The organism is Porcibacter vitabionis, assembly GCF_046263795.1.
In the GTDB taxonomy this organism is placed as follows: Bacteria; Bacillota; Clostridia; order Lachnospirales; family Lachnospiraceae; genus Lachnocurva.
In genome coordinates this window covers 1-15,976 of the sequence record NZ_JBJYZD010000002.1, presented here as the reverse complement: position 1 = coordinate 15,976, position 15,976 = coordinate 1, and the positions used below count along the sequence as shown (strand labels likewise).

Here is a 15,976-nt window from a genome sequence, read left to right as displayed (position 1 = left end):
CTCTTACCTCCCCCGATCCACGATCGTTACATAAGGCCGGATATTCGACCCGCGCAAGGAATAATTTACCTGAAAACGCTTCTTGTCATAGGTCAGACCGAACTGCTTCTCGAGAACCGAAAGGTCCGAAGGATAGCTTCCTTCTCTCGCATAATAAGCTGTGATCTCTTCATTGACCGCCCTCTTAAGAGTCGCCTTTTCTCTCTTTTCATCCCCTTTCGAGAAGGAAAATAAGGCAAAGACAAAGAAGACCAGAAGAGAAATATAGACCAGGACTTTACACAGCTGCAATTTCTCTATTTTACCGGTTTCCGTCATGGCATCTCCTTTAAAGCGTACTCAAAATAGAAAGCATGGGAAGCATGACAGAGATCAGGATCAAAGCCGCCGCACCGGAAAGAACGGCGATCATGATGGGTTCCACCCGATTCACTCTTCTGACCGCAGCTTCGTCTACCTTTTCCTGATAGTCATTTGCGATCTCATTGAAGGTCTGATCCAGACTTCCGGTTGTCTCTGCAATCGTGATCCTTCTCAGATCCCGGCGGTCATAGAAGCCACTTTCTCTTAAGGCTTCCGAAAGACTGGCTCCCGTTTCCAGGGAAGCCTTACATTTCTGAAGAAGGGGCAGAAATTCACTGTCCGGCTCGGCTTCCTCTGCCATGAGAAGGCCCTCTTCACCAGAGAGGCCGGTTGATGCGGCCATAGAAAGGATGCCGGTCAGACGGCAGACATAGAGGTTTTTCCGATCCTCTTTGCTGCCCCAGAAGACACCGGCTCCAAGATCCGCTGTATTCTTAGATTTCCGAAGCTGGAAAGCAATCAGGAAAAGAAAGACAAGAATCAGAAGAAGCAGAAGGAAAAGGCCATATTGACCCAGGAAGACGCCAAGATTCAATAAAACTCTCTGCAGGCCGGTCATTTCCATGCCAAGACCAGAATATGCACTCCGAAAGACCGGCATGACAAAAATCAGGACCAGAGCCAGAATTATAGTCATGGCAAAAGTAATGAGAAAAGGATAAAAAACTGCATTCCTTACGCTTCTTCGCAAGGCATATTCTCTGTCATCGTCTTCTTTCAGGCGAAGCAGGACCGAATCCAGGTGGCCGGTTCTCTCGCCCAGGCGGACGGATCGGATCATGCGGTCCGGAAAAATGCCGGCAGCTTTCATGGCTTCGGACAGATCGCCTCCAACCTCTAAGATTTCAAGCATTCGATCCAGGATCTCTTGATCTTCCTCTTTCTTTGCATCTTTCCGTAAAATGCGGATGCCCGTTTCCGGTGTCATGCCGGCTTCCAGAACCTGGGCCATTTGCTCGGGAAAATCTGCAAACAGCGGATTCCTCATCTGATTCTTATTCATAATCTTCCTCATCAACGATTCTAATAATTATAGCTCAGCGTGTAATTCTTGCCGTCTCCGATGTATTTCTTTACCGAGGATGCCGAATTGTTGGCTCCAAGCGTCGGATCCACAAGAGTCCAGTCTTTTCCGTCGAAGCGGATGGCCTCGTCGATCCAGCCGGTCTCCCTGGTCCAGACCGAGATCCAGGCATGGTAGACAGAGCCGGAATAACCGACCTCAAGTTTGGTCGGCACTCCCTGTGACCGAAGCATGGCCACGGTCAGACTTGCATAATCCAGGCAGATCCCCTTCTTTGTTTTCAGGGTCGTATCCGGATCCGGCAGATAATTCAAAGGAATATTCTCAGCCAAAGCATCGTCGTATTTTATGGTTTTTATAACAAAGTGGTATACATTTCTTATAAAATCGAGATCGTCCGAAGACCGGTCAGACAGCTCCTGTCCTTTTTTGACTGCCTGATCGTCCGCCCGATAATCGCAGTACTGGTTGGGATAAAGATAAGGCGTAAACTCATTTTCCAGCTGAACATCAAAGGTCTGCGATAAGCCGATGGCATAGGTCTTTCCGCTCACATGCTCCAGAACCTGGATCGAATAGTTTCCGTCGCCGCCGGTCAGAGGAATGCCTTCAAAGGATCCGATTTGCAGAGGATAGGGGTTTCGGCTTCCATCCGGATTGGTCATCTGCACCTGGACCCGGTCCGCAGTCCCTGTATATTTGACGCATACATAGCCCTTTTTTGTATTGGATGCGTCCACTTGTATTTTCCCGTCAGACCCTGTCCAGACCGTAAGACCGGGGGTCTCCGTCATAAGAATATTTGTCACAGTTTCCCGTTTTCCCCCGGAATGCGTGGAATTTGAATCCACCTTACCGGCGCTCTGTTTGCCCGTCTCCGTCGGAGAATGACCGATCGGTTTTGATTTCGAGCTACAGGCCACAAAAAACAGGCAAAAAAGGAGAATCGATGACAAAAATCTGACACGGGATCGTCTTAATAAATCACCGGGTCTCACCAAAATGTCCTTTCAAAATTTCTTTGGGGGTAGTTTGCATTTTCTGTCAAAGGAATTGCTTTTCTTATCATATACTTAATTTTAAGTGAATTCAATCTTGGAATAAGGGGGGCTCTTTTGAAAATGAGTCAAATTTCACCTTTTCATCAAGGTGATCTTCACAGCAGATATCGATATATGAAATTTCCTACATTTATTTGCATACTTCACCTGTTCATCAAGGCGGTTTTTACGGCAGATATCGATATATGAAATCCAGATAAAATGATTGCTATCAAGAGGACCTAATTTACGCAATATTTTGGAGAAAATTCCATATATCGATTTCATCTACCGGTAAGCTTGACAACAGCCAATTGATATCCAATGACCGACACTTGGTCTATTGCTACATTGATTTCCATGGTCTTGGCTGAATCGATTTCCATGGTCTTTTACTGCATTGATTTCCATGGTCTTGGCTAAATCGATTTCCGTGGTCTTTTGCTGCATTGATTTCCATGGCCTTGGCTGCAAGTTATTTCTATGGTCTTAGTCGCATTTCCTTCCAATGCAGATGACTCAATGCCATTATTTTCTACCAGAAGTATGCCGATTCCGTCTCTGCGGTCACAGGTTATAAACCATATTCAAGATGGCACAAACCACCCAAAGAACGGTCAGGATCAGATTGATGATCTTTGCCCAGAGACGTTTGGATGCAACTGTCATACCGATTCCATAGATAGCCAGCATCCACTCCAGAAAAATGATGATCATGATGTCATTTTGATTTTTGCCGAATAAAATTGATTTTAGAAAGTCCAACATATTTTTTCCTCCTTGTACACTACCTTTTCCATTGCTTTTGACAATGCTCTATGCATTGCCTGTCACATCAGAATACTCTGATATTCCATAAGACTTCCGCCTGACAGGGCTTCTCTCTGCTTGGCTAGTTCTCGGTCCAACCGTTCTTTTGACTCCATGCATTGTTGAAGCATTGCTGTCAAGTCTTCCCATTTATCATAAACATGTGCTTTGGGCAGATACCCCGGTGCATGTAAGGTATCCCGGAATCCCAGGAGCAGCATGTTGTTTTCAAAAGCCCTTCGACAGGAATCCATGATCTCGTTTCCATAATTAATATCGAGATAGTAATCTGCGAAGGAAAATAACTTGTCAAAAGTCTTTGGATAAGCCCCCGGGTAAAGAGTAACATTCGGCTCTTCCTCCAGGCCAAGCAAAACATTCGACATCTCCGTGATCGCAGCAATATGGAAATGCATTCCCGGCATAGCCCGAACGATCTCCCTAATATTACGGATCTGATCGGAATTGGTCGAAATCATAATATCAAGACCATGGCGGCTCTTCCTCTCATATTTTTGTAAATAGCCCAGAGGCCGCAGGATGTCTTTCGATGCGCCGAGATCCAGCAAAGCCTGATAACTCTCCTGGTTTTGAACATAGATCCGCCGGGTATGATTCGACTTCCCAGTCAGAATGATCTTCATATTACCCGGAATATCCGGTCTTCTACCCTCCTGCCAGAAAAGAATATCCTCCTTACCGGGCCGACGCAGACGCTCTGAAACAAAGAAAGGAATCGACAAAGAATTATAGAAGATCCGATCCCCGGTCTCCCCAATCTCTTTCAGAAAGAAGAGCAGAAAATCCGCCCGCTCCCGGAAAAAGAAGACCTTCCCTTTCCAGTTCAGGATCGTATCCCCAGTCACATTATTTTCCGTGATACATGTCCTTCCCTCCGGATCCAACCAGGACCTCTGAATCATCTTTTCTTTATTGTCAAATATAGACCGCCCCGACAAGAAGCCTCTCTCGTCATAGTGATCCCGGGATCGAAGTCTTCCATTCGGATCCAGCCAATCTACAAATCGGACCAGACGGCTTCCCTGACCGGACAGATAGTGGATCCGCCCACGCAAATGTTGTCGTTCATGAATCTCAGCGGACGTGTTATTACCAGAGATCTCCCAATAATCCGGGCGATTGACTTCATTAAAGTAACGGGGCCGGTTTTTGTTTTCCCCCATCACCAAGGCATCTCTCCTCCTTTCCTGTCCCCTGATACGATGGCAGAAATATTGATAGGGAGAGACGACATCCTCCGGCAGAAAATCTGCTCCGCTGCAAGAGATCACAAGGCCTTGGAATCCCGCCATACGAAAGGAATCTTTTAATCTCTTCGCCGCATCATCCATATGATCAAGAAGAAGAATCCCCTGCTCCGGTTTTTGCAGGGAAGCTATTGCAGTAATGCCAGCCATTGTTTTCTCACCTCCTCTTCCAAGAAATTCTCTGCTTTCTGATACGACATCTCTGACATCTGCTCCCACTTGTCTTCCCGGAAAAAGAGAACAAGCCTTTCTGCCAAGGCTTTAATCTTCATGGGGCTTGTGAGCAAAGCTTCCGGATCAATCAGATACCCATTCTCCCCCTCTTTTACGAAAGTCGGATTCCCATAAGGGACATTGAAACCAATGACCGGGAGCCCGGATCCGATTGCCTCCATGACTGAGAGACCGAAGCCCTCGCTCATCGAAGCCGATAAATAGAGTTCATACTCCTGATAGACTTCCTTCAGATCTGCCTGCCCCATAAGCCGGATATAGGAAGACGCTTTACATGATTCGATCAAGTCTTTCAGGGCTTTCTCTTCACCACCGACGCCGTAGATATCAAACGTCAGATCCGGGATTTTCTCCCTGGCTCTGACTACCGCCTGGATGGCCCAGTCGATATGTTTTTCCCTGGCCAGACGGGAGGCCGTTATGATGGCATGTTTGCGCCGGGGCAGCCTAGGCTTTTTCAATTCCGGGAGTGCCCCGACCGGTATAGTCCAGACATTGGGTTCCTGTCCGACATAATGCAAAAACTGCTCTCGCAAAGTCCGATTCTGGACCTCGGTTGCCGTGATATAAAAATCAATATGCCGGTACATGGCAAAATCATATTCATAATAATTGTTCCAGAGAATATAGTCCGCATTCGTCGCATTTTTACTGTAATGGTCTGCATGGATGACAATGCCGACCCGGGCAGGGCCTGCATTTTCCAAAATAGCCTCTCCGATCCCGGTGGTTCGGTCGATAATGACGGTATCCCCTGCCGTCAGGGATAGCTTTCGGACGAAATAAGCCACAAACTCCTGTTTACCATAGCAGATCTGATCCGAGAACTGGAAGATGGCATTGGTCTCATCTTCTCCATCCAGGATCTCCTCATAGGCGATCGATCCGTCTTTCTGGAAGAATCGACGGAGGTAGAGACGGGCTTTCCCATCCTTAGGCGCATAGTATTCCGAATAAATAAGTCTCGAGGTGAAATAATCCTTTCGAATCAGAAATCCTCGGGAGACATATTCGACCCGATGAACCAGATCATGTACCTCATCGGTGAAGTAGACCCGATAGAAATTATTATGACCGGAGAAATTGTAATGAGCAATTTTTCCTTCCCTCTGAAAAGTAAAAGAAGGATCAGCGAAGGTCTCTTCCAGATCCTGCTTCCGGAAACTGACAGGCTCGATCATCTGATCGGTGAAGAAGGTATAAAGCCAGATCACTTCCTCATCCAAGAAACCAATATTCTTCGTCATATGCTCGATATTTTCCCTTGGAAACATATCGGTAAAGATAAAGCGGGCCTTCTGATGGTTCATTCGAAAAAGTCGAGCCCGATAACTCTGAGCGTATTCGACTCCGCTGGAGGCCCATCCGATGCCGAGGTTAAAATTGTATATCATTTTCTCACCTTTTTCCTATCACTGCACACAAACGGTCCGTCTCATTGCAAAAAAACAGTTCCATGGAATGAGACGACCGGTTTCATGGCAAGTTGATGGCAAGTTTTCCATTACTGTCCAGATAGGGTTCCCCCAGCAGAATATTTCTCATGATCTGTAATTTCATTTCATCCTCCATCTCTCGAAAGGCCCTAAGAGCTTCCCTTTGGTATTCATAAAGTGGATTCAGCTGGGCGCTGGACCTTGTCATCGTGACATACTGGAGCTGCTGCAGATAATCCACTTCTTCGATCCAGATCTGATCAATGGCCAGAAAAACCGCTTCCCGGATAAAGTCTTCCTGTAAAACACCTTGCGGGAGATGTTCCAGTTTTTCCCGAAGAAGATCTCTATAATAAGCCACCAGATTCCGAAGGATCTTGGCCTTGGGCAGATCCGCACGAATGCGGTCCGCCTGGATCTGATAGGACATATTGTCCAGAACATAACGGTTCATAGCCCACTGGTTCGGTCCTTTTCTTCCAAACGATTTAAGAAAAGCCTTCAAATTATCAAAAGTAAGCCTGTCAATGATCTCACGGTTCACCGTTTCCTGATTCAAAAGCCTGGTCCTCGCATCATAGAAGACCTCACGCTGCCGTTTCAGAACCTTATCATAGTCCACGGCCTGTTTCCTGGCTTGAAAAGTACGGAAAGCGGAGTCCTTTTGTACGCCGTTGATATAGCGCCGTAAATGAGCTTTTGACCAGTGCCTTTTCAGCAGGCGTTCTTCCATATCATCGCCAACGCCTGTTCGAATCGTTTCATCTTCTAATGAGACATAGAAACGACTGCTCCCTTGGTCTCCCTGTCGTCCAGCCCGTCCCCGAGCCTGCTTTTCCAGGCGGATATTGGCCATGCGGCCGACCCCGATGACAGCCAGACCTCCAAGTTCCGCCACTCCCTCTCCCAAGCGGATGTCGGTTCCCCGTCCTGCAATACCAGTGGAAACTGTGACCGCTCCCATCTGACCGGAGTTCTTGATGATCTCTGCTTCCCAGTAACTGTTATTGGCATTTAGAACATTATGCGGAATACCAAGTTCAAAAAGAGCTCTTGAGATCTTCTCACTATCCCGTATGATCGATGTAACGATCAAGACCGGCTGTTTCTTTTTATATCTTTTTTGACAGTCCGCTATCGCTGCCTGAAATTCTTCTTCTGAAGTCTTATAGAAAAGGTCCGGCAGATCCGCACGCTGACTCGGTTTGTGGGGCGGTATCCGTATTACAGTCTTATGGTAAACCTCCCGTAATTCCTTCCTGGCATCATACATAGTGCCACTCATACCGCACATATGCGGAAATAAAAGGAAGAGATTCTGGTAGGTGATCGATGCCATGGCTCTTTGTTCCTGACTTAATGGAAGTCCTTCCTTCTGTTCTACTGCCTGGTGGAGTCCTCCCTGGAGACGCATGCCTTCCATCAGCCGGCCGCTTCCATTATCCAGGAGAACGATCTCTCCTTTCGGTGAAACGACATAATCCTTCTCCTTCACCATCTTTTCATTCGCCCGGAGAGCCAGATTCAGATGACGGTAGAGTTCATAATATTGCCGTTGATACAGCATGGGAATGCCGAAATAGGTCTCGGCATAGTGACTTCCCTCTTCTGTCAGCCAGACATCCCGATCCTCCTCATGAAACTCCTCCTTTGGACGAAGAGTCTTGGTGAATTGATCCGTTATCGCATAGAGATTGGACTGGACCCTGGGAGCCCCTGAAATGATCAGAGGCGTCTCAGCTGCATCCAGAAGGACTGAATCCGCTTCATCGATGATAATAAAATAGAAATCCCGTAAAAAGCGGTCTTCCGGCCGTCGAACCAAATGTTCCATGAGATAGTCAAAGCCGAGCGCACTATGCGTGGTATAAAGGATGTCTGCCTGATAGTTTTTCCTCTTCCAGGCAGTATCTTGTTTCTGATTTCCCTCATGGGAAACGCCTGCTTCCACCGTAAGACCCAGAAAACGATAAACCGGCCCCATTTCTTTGGCATCCCGCTCGGCCAGATACTCGTTCGCTGTAACCAGGATCGTACTCTTTTTTGTCAGTGCATTGAGATAAAGCGGCATGGTCGCGGTCAGGGTCTTTCCTTCGCCGGTATTCATCTCGACCAGGTAGCCAAGATGCATGGCAATGGCAGCCAGGACCTGTTCATCAAAAGGTGCCATGCCAAGGATCCTTTGATCTGCTTCACAAACCAGGGCATAGGCCTCCGGCAGAAGGTGATTCGTTGTCTCCCCCTGAAGCAGGCGCTGACGAAATTCTTCTGTTTTTTCTTGTAAGTCTGCATCCGACAGTCCTGCCATCTGACCGGCATAGGATCGGACCTCGTGAAGCAGACGGAAAAGTTTCCTCTTCATAAGTAATATTTGCCCTTCTCTTGTTGCATACCGGAATAATTGAAACGATCAAAATACTAATCTGTCAGCTCCGTGATTTCTATATAATGAAAACAAAACTCGTGCGCCCCGCTTCCGATCAAAGAGACGTCATAATTATAAGTCTGTATGGGACATTGAAGGATCATCTCCCGTTCTCTCATGACCTTTTCTCCAATTTTCTGACCGTTCCTGTCATAAAATGTAAGGCGAAGCTGTAGACCGCCTGCGACATCCGAATCACAGTTCAACTGAAAAGAATAGCCGGATTCCCCGTCAATTAAAGGAAGTGTCGGTTCCGTCTTATCTGCCTGGAAATTGGTACGGGATCTCCAGGTCTTAATTACAGTCCCGGGCGGCATCAGGTCATTTTTATAATGGACCTCATCTTTTTTTACAAAATCTACTTTGGAACCATAGAGATAGGACTCATAAAAATAATTGTTCCAAAAAATTCTCCAGGATAATGCTTCCATCCTTTTTTTCGCTTTCTATCGATCTGAAGGTTAAGGCCCATCCGTCAAGAAAGATCCAACCCCTTTCGGCCATATCTCTTTCTCAAAATCATTCGATACTGGCGAAGAAAGAAGGAGATGGATTCACCGGAATTATCATTATGGCGGCCATGACGTCCCTGACCGATCAGCCTCACCCCATTGCTTCTCAAATGAAGAAGGAGGTCTTGATAACCTGACCTGTCATAATCATCTTCTATTTTATAAGCAACCGAAAATGTTGTTTTGGACCAGTCTGCACTACTGAACCGTTTCCAAAAGCTCTGATCCATCTCATCCGAATCTTTCCGACTCAGGGAATGCATCCGTTTCCACTGAACATCCAGAGAGGTTGGAAAGCCCCCCGGTCGCTCCAGCCGTTCTGCCTGTGCGATTGCTCCAAGATTCTCCAAAGGTTTTGCCAGAATGATATAAGCCGGCCTCAAGTAAGTTCCATAATAGAGAGCACCAAAAGTGCCCATGGACATGCCGGACAGAATCAGATTTTTAGGATCAAACCCCAGAAAATCGAGATAATGATCGATCACAGAGAGAATCCCCTCTTCATATTCCTGATCTCCCAGATAGAAGGCTCCTCCCTCCAGCCGGGGATCGCTGATCAAAAGAAAGGGACAGCCCAGCTTTCTAAGCATATAATATCCTTCAAATCCTTCTTGCGTACGATAGCCGGAAAAGTAGACAGAAAGCGGAGGCTTACAGTCGCCGGGATCAAAATAATAGAAGAACTCCTCTTTCCCTTTGGTCACAAAGCGTTGCCCTCCCGGAAGGAAAAGTCCCTTCTTATGCCGGGAAAATCGAATATGAAGAGAAATGATAGAGATCCTTCCCTTTCCCCTGGCCTTCAGATGGAAGAATAGATAACCACTATTCATGCTTTCCAGGACATAGGGGGATTTCAGATCCTCTTCAGATAAAGTCCACTGATCCAGAAGACTTGCTTCTTCATCCCCGGCATATAATTCCACTTCAAGAACGATCTCTGCAGATTCACTTCGATCGTATTCAAACCAGATCTCCAGGGGCTGATCCGAATAAAGCGGCATATTCATCCTCCAGAAAGCCAGTTGCTGCAGATCATCTCCGAAGTCTCCCTCCAACTGACATTCTGTCATACCTTCCCAATGGATCCGGCCTTGAAAGAAAGGAGAGATCTCCAGACTGGATAAAGAAACTTTCTGCCCGTAAGGCTTATGAAAATAATCTCTCAGATCCTCTTCTAGAAAATTCTCTAAGTCCTCTGATGAAAGCATAGTCCCTACCCGGCATTGCAATAAATGCTGCATTTTATCAGTCATAGTAAGATCTGAAAGAAAGAAGAGACTGTATGCTCTTACCCGGGACATGAGTAAGTCGCACTCTCTGTCGGTCAGAGGATGACCAACCAGGCAAACATCATATTCTTCCCTTTCTCCCTCTAATTTCTCTAGAGAAGGATCAAAGGTCCATTCACAGCCCTCCGGATATGTCATCCCCCGGATGGTTTCCTGATTCAAATAGGCAAGCACTCGAATACTAATCAAGACCGGCTATGACCTCCTTCCAGCTTTTTTCGATATCCTCTGACGAATAGCGTTCTCCCAGACGATAGGCAAGGACTCTGGCATCATTCCAATGAGACAGCTGATCCAGATAATAAGACAGAGCCGATGGCAGATCCTCCATTTTTTTCAAAAGGATCCCATTCTGACCATCTTCCAAGAAAACCGTTTTCCCCTTACAGATCTGAGGAATTCCCAGACTGACAGCAGAAACCTGAAGAAACTGATCCGGTCTCTTACTTAGATCCACTAAGACTCTCTGCAAGAGCATACAACGATGGATCGACATAGAGTCCCGACAAACATCAGCAAAAAATTTCTGGGAGGATCCTCCTTCCTCTGTCCTGTTTTCTGCCGAGGAGTCCTCCTGAATTGACCATTCCGGCGGGAAAGAAGCCTTGGAAAGGATCCCTTCCACCCGGTTCAAAATCCTCCCCTCTGCCCAGTACTCGGCACTTCTTGTGAAGAGATGAACCCGGACGGAAGGATGCGTCTTGAGAAAAAATGCAAGCTGAAGGATGGCCTCTTGAAAGTCGCTTTCCGAAAGCAGATCCACAGGAAGCAGCAGATTCTTTACCGGAAGAGTCTGACAAAGACTTGTCTCATGGCGAACCGAAAAAGGAGAAATTCTTTTGATCCGATGGCCAAAAAAATCTTCCGGTATTCCCTTCCGGATGAGAGCTTGCCGAACGATTTTCTCATTTTCCTCCGAATCCGTAATGATCTGATCTGCCCCGGCCAGAAAATCCATAGCGACCTGACTGTTGCAAACCTTTTTCCTGGCTTCATATACCGTCACGATGGTCTTTCTTTTTTTCAATGCCTTCTGTAAGAGTGCTGCGTGCCGATCATGATTGGCGATACAGAAAATCGATTCTGCATCCAGCTGTTCCAAATAGGAAGAGAAAACCTCCCCAATGACATCCTCTAAGGATGCATATTGCAGCTTTTGATAACTCTTTTGGATCCGCCTGCTTCCGGTTTCCAATTCATAGAAAGGGAGATCTGAATTGATCTCTACCATTCCTCCTGAAAGCAGAGAAAAACGAACCTTACCCATGTTATCCAGAAAATCTTCACGAATCACTTTCCCCTGATCCAGCGTACGAATGGAGGAAATAAAACCCCGGTCGTCATAGGAAATTTCACTGACCTCTTTTCCCTCCTCATATCTTTCGATCCGGATCAGATTCCCGCCCTCCCCGAATTGAATCAAGGCAATGCGTTCTCCATGCAGACTTGCAATGGTTGCAAATGGAGTCAAGTGGAATTCGGTCCCCTCAGGCCATGCCAGGTCATAGTAGGAAAAACTGTTTAATTGCTTTCCCCGTATGCACTGCATCGCATCAAATATAGACCAATATTCCACGTGGATCAGGCCAAGCCGATGGAGAAAATGTCGGAAATTCGGCGCCGATGAGAGGAGAATGATCTTCAGCGGACATAGGTTTCTTCTATAAAAAAGCTGTATCTCCTTAGCTGTATCATCTGCCTCCATGGATGTCTTCGGCAGATACCAGACCTCTTCCCTTTCTCTCCATTGATTTTCATCATACCAGGCCGGGATAAAGTAAAGCATAACTCTCTCCCTCTATTCAAAGAAAAAACCGATAAGAATCAAAGCGATAATAGTGACTGATCTCCCTCACAATATTCGTAAGGAAGCCCGTAAACAGCATTATGCTGGATGGGAAGAGAGCTAAAGCTGGTGTAAGTTGTCCCTTGTAGGACAATCCTAGGGATACTCCCAAACAAAGGGCCTGAAAGCTTCCACTCAAAAGGGCCAGTCCCAGTACCCGTCTGGCCAGATATCCCATAGTTTTCTTTCCCGGATAGACTCCCGGAATGCAGTCCCCGCTTCGAAGGAGCTGATCTGCCATTTCTCCCGGTTTCAAGATAAGAAAGGAGAAAGCGATCGACATCAAAACAATGATCAATAGATAAAACAGATCACCCAAAGGATTCCCAATGGTCAGATCGGATGCTAATGTAAGAAATCCCTCCTCTTTGACGCCGATCAAGATCAAGCCCTGGAAAAGGAGACGAACCAGAAAAAGAATGGATGTTGCGAACATGACAGGCATCGTAGAGACGGGGCTATATTTATAAGCGATATAGCTATTCTCGCTATGTGTATTATAGATACTGACTCTCATTAAAGGAATCCTTAAGAAATGATTCTCCAGAAAAAGCGTTATCCCAACTGCCAGGAGACTGACCAGGAAAAGTTTGGGATACTGGTGAAGCGGTGCCTTGTGCAAGCTATTCCCGAAACTGAATAAAAGATTCAGAATGAAAATCGGTGCCATATCACCGATTCCTTTCTCCCTGTTTCGATCAGCGATCCAGGCAATGAAGAGGGCGCCTCCCGCCAATTCCAGAAGGACAGGGATCCGAAGAAGCATAAGATCTCTCCTGTATTGGTACTGACCGGAATAGAAATAAGCAAAAACCAAGGTGAATCCTAATGTCGCAGCCCCCTGCAAGCGCTTTGTCTTCCGTCCTGATAAATGTCGACGAGCGCCTTCCGACCGGAAGGCCGTAAGAAACATAACAAGAATTGAAGCATTCATGTAAGGCAGAATTCCAAGCGCCAGGATGGATGTCCTGGACACATCACCATTCAAGATAGAAAAGAGGATTCGATCGGCACTCTGATGAGAGGCATCCGTCTTTTCAATACCAAAAAGAGGTACGGATCGGCCGATGAGGTAGAGAGCAAGCACAAAGACTGTGAAAAGCAGACGCTTTCCCAATTCATTTGTCCTCTCTCTGCTGCCCATCTCAATCCGTACCTCCAATGGTTTGTTCTAAGCTCAATGCTTATCTTTTCTGATCTTCATCCTCTTTTTTCTTGTTATCTTTCTCTTCCTCCTCATCTTTTTTCGGAATGATTTTATCAATGATGGAGGCAATGACGCCTGCCAGAGGAAGCCAGGACCACCAGATCCAGCGTTTTCCGCTGTCCTTATCCAGCTTCTTATTTGCTGCAGGAGTCTCAATTTCCTGATTCTCAACCAACTGATCCTCTGCTGCAGGAGCCTGAGCCTGGGCAGGGTTGGCATTTGCCTGCGGCGTCAGATTGATATTTCCGCCAGGTGTCACAATATTACCACCGGTAACCTGTAAGGGCAGCGGTGCAGGAGCTGCGGGTGCTGCCGGAGTTGGAGTAGCAACCGTTGGAGTCGGCGTCGGAACAGGTGTTGGTGCAGGTACTGGAATCTGTGCCTCACTTAAGGAGGTCGAGGTCGAAGTCGAAGTACTAAGACTGGTCGACGTTGACTCGCTTTCACTCTGGCTCAAGCTCTCTGAAGTGCTGGTACTCTCCGAATTTCTTAGGCTTAAGGACTCAGAGGCACTAATACTTTCTGAGCTGCTTACGCTTGTATTTATGGACCCACTTTCGGATTCGGAGATAGTGACACTCTCAGAACCAGATCTGCTTTCAGATTCTGAGATACTAGTACTCTCACTTGCATGGGTGGATTCAGACGTACTTACACTTACTGACTGAGATGCACTAGTGCTCTCCGATTCTACGGAACGGCTGGTGCTTTCCGATGCTGAAACGCTCTCGGATTCCGCCGACTGGCTAGTGCTCTCCGATGCCGAAACACTCTCGGATTCTACAGAACGGCTGGTGCTTTCCGATCCACTATTGCTCTCAGATTCTACTGAACGACTGGTACTCTCAGATGCACTAATGCTCTCCGATTCACTTTCAGATTCTGAAGTACTTGTGCTTTCTGACTCAAACTCACTCTCGGACTCAACCTCAGATTCTGAAGCACTTACGCTTTCTGATTCTGAAGCACTCTCCGACTCACTTTCGGATTCTGAACCACTCAGGCTTTCAGACACCGACTCGCTCACAGATTCGCTCTCAGATTCTGAAGTACTTACGCTTTCCGATTCAGACTCACTCTCGGATTCGCTTTCCGATTCTGATGTACTTACACTTTCTGATTCTGAAGCACTCTCAGACTCACTCTCAGATTCACTCTCAGACTCCGAAGTACTTACACTTTCCGATTCGGACTCGCTCTCGGATTCACTCTCAGATTCTGAAGTACTTGTGCTTCCCGATTCAGACTCACTCTCGGATTCACTCTCAGATTCCGAAGTACTTACACTTTCCGATTCGGACTCGCTCTCGGATTCACTCTCAGATTCTGAAGTACTTGTGCTTTCTGATTCAGAAGCACTCTCAGACTCACTCTCGGATTCACTCTCAGACTCCGAAGTACTTATACTTTCCGACTCCGACTCACTTGCGGATTCACTTTCAGATTCTGAGGTACTTGCGCTTTCTGACCCCAACTCGCTCTCGGATTCACTCTCAGATTCTGAAGCACTTATGCTTGCTGATTCCGACTCACTCGCGGATTCACTTTCAGATTCTGAGGTACTTGCGCTTTCTGACCCCAACTCGCTCTCGGATTTACTTTCGGATTCCGAGGTACTTACACTTGCGGACTGAGAAGTACTGGTACTTGCACTGATGGACTCCGAGGTACTTTCACTCACTGACTGAGATTCACTTACCGACTTAGAAGTACTTGTACTAATGGACTCTGACGTACTTGCACTCGCTGACTGAGATCCGCTTACAGACTCACTCGCTGACTTGGAAGTACTTGCACTGATAGACTCCGACGTACTTGCACTCGCGGACTGAGATCTGCTTACAGACTCACTCGCTGACTTGGAAGTACTTGCACTAATGGACTCCGACGTACTTGCACTCGCGGACTTGGAAGTACTTGCACTGATGGACTCCGACGTACTTGCACTCGCGGACTTGGAAGTACTTGCACTAATGGACTCCGACGTACTTGCACTCGCTGACTGAGATCCGCTTACAGACTCACTCGCTGACTTGGAAGTACTTGCACTGATGGACTCCGACATACTTGCACTCGCTGACTGAGATCCGCTTACAGACTCACTCGCTGACTTGGAAGTACTTGTACTAATGGACTCCGACGTACTTGCACTCGCTGACTTGGAAGTACTTGCACTGATAGACTCCGACGTACTTGCACTCGCTGACTGAGATCCGCTTACAGACTCACTCGCGGACTTGGAAGTACTTGCACTGATGGACTCCGACATACTTGCACTCGCGGACTTAGAAGTACTTGCACTGATAGACTCCGACGTACTTGCACTCGCTGACTGAGATCCGCTTACAGACTCACTCGCTGACTTGGAAGTACTTGCACTAATGGACTCCGACGTACTTGCACTCGCTGACTTGGAAGTACTTGCACTGATAGACTCCGACGTACTTGCACTCGCGGACTGAGATCCGCTTACAGACTCACTCGCTGACTTGGAAGTACTTGCACTAATGGACTCCGACGTA

Annotated in this window: 13 protein-coding genes; 1 reads left to right on the top strand and 12 read right to left on the bottom strand. The window is 47.0% G+C overall.

What is annotated here, in order from left to right; translation table 11 throughout:
• Nucleotides 1–3 precede the first annotated feature (3 nt).
• From ACKX2L_RS01730 to ACKX2L_RS01675, 12 genes are all read right to left on the bottom strand, one after another.
• Nucleotides 4–318 (bottom strand): hypothetical protein, encoded by a 315-nt coding sequence (locus tag ACKX2L_RS01730; RefSeq protein ID WP_497550704.1) that lies wholly within the window; start codon nt 316–318, stop codon nt 4–6.
• Nucleotides 319–328: 10 nt separating this feature from the next.
• Nucleotides 329–1,366 carry a type II secretion system F family protein gene (locus ACKX2L_RS01725; RefSeq protein WP_497550705.1) on the bottom strand — a complete coding sequence of 346 codons (1,038 nt, stop codon included), beginning with the start codon at nt 1,364–1,366 and terminating at the stop codon, nt 329–331.
• Between the two features lie 20 nt (nt 1,367–1,386).
• The gene (locus ACKX2L_RS01720) at nt 1,387–2,196 is read right to left on the bottom strand and encodes a transglutaminase-like domain-containing protein (RefSeq protein ID WP_497550706.1); all 810 of its coding nucleotides are present in this window, start codon (nt 2,194–2,196) and stop codon (nt 1,387–1,389) included.
• Nucleotides 2,197–2,994: 798 nt separating this feature from the next.
• Entirely contained in the window at nt 2,995–3,195 is a 201-nt protein-coding gene (locus ACKX2L_RS01715) for a hypothetical protein (RefSeq protein ID WP_497550707.1), read from the bottom strand.
• Between the two features lie 62 nt (nt 3,196–3,257).
• On the bottom strand, nt 3,258–4,655 hold the full coding sequence (gene gtfB, locus ACKX2L_RS01710; protein ID WP_497550708.1) for an accessory Sec system glycosylation chaperone GtfB: 1,398 nt from the start codon (nt 4,653–4,655) through the stop codon (nt 3,258–3,260).
• On the bottom strand, nt 4,634–6,133 hold the full coding sequence (gene gtfA, locus ACKX2L_RS01705; RefSeq protein WP_497550709.1) for an accessory Sec system glycosyltransferase GtfA: 1,500 nt from the start codon (nt 6,131–6,133) through the stop codon (nt 4,634–4,636). Before gtfA ends, gtfB begins: the two co-directional genes overlap by 22 nt.
• A gap of 82 nt (nt 6,134–6,215) precedes the next feature.
• A complete protein-coding gene (locus ACKX2L_RS01700; RefSeq protein ID WP_497550710.1) occupies nt 6,216–8,537 on the bottom strand; it encodes a preprotein translocase subunit SecA in 2,322 nt (773 codons plus the stop codon).
• A 56-nt stretch (nt 8,538–8,593) separates the two neighbouring features.
• A complete protein-coding gene (gene asp3, locus ACKX2L_RS01695) occupies nt 8,594–9,031 on the bottom strand; it encodes an accessory Sec system protein Asp3 (RefSeq protein WP_497550711.1) in 438 nt (145 codons plus the stop codon).
• 44 nt (nt 9,032–9,075) lie between these two features.
• Complete coding sequence (gene asp2 / locus ACKX2L_RS01690) at nt 9,076–10,590, bottom strand: accessory Sec system protein Asp2 (RefSeq protein WP_497550712.1); 1,515 nt, start codon at nt 10,588–10,590, stop codon at nt 9,076–9,078.
• Entirely contained in the window at nt 10,583–12,187 is a 1,605-nt protein-coding gene (gene asp1 / locus ACKX2L_RS01685; protein WP_497550713.1) for an accessory Sec system protein Asp1, read from the bottom strand. The genes asp2 and asp1 overlap by 8 nt, the downstream gene beginning before the upstream one ends.
• Before the next feature lie 16 nt (nt 12,188–12,203).
• Nucleotides 12,204–13,391 (bottom strand): hypothetical protein, encoded by a 1,188-nt coding sequence (locus ACKX2L_RS01680; protein ID WP_497550714.1) that lies wholly within the window; start codon nt 13,389–13,391, stop codon nt 12,204–12,206.
• Between the two features lie 40 nt (nt 13,392–13,431).
• The gene (locus ACKX2L_RS01675; protein ID WP_497550715.1) at nt 13,432–13,911 is read right to left on the bottom strand and encodes a hypothetical protein; all 480 of its coding nucleotides are present in this window, start codon (nt 13,909–13,911) and stop codon (nt 13,432–13,434) included.
• 247 nt (nt 13,912–14,158) lie between these two features.
• Here ACKX2L_RS01675 and ACKX2L_RS01670 point away from each other — a divergent pair, with 247 nt between their 5' ends.
• Nucleotides 14,159–15,088 carry a hypothetical protein gene (locus ACKX2L_RS01670; protein ID WP_497550716.1) on the top strand — a complete coding sequence of 310 codons (930 nt, stop codon included), beginning with the start codon at nt 14,159–14,161 and terminating at the stop codon, nt 15,086–15,088.
• Nucleotides 15,089–15,976 lie beyond the last annotated feature (888 nt).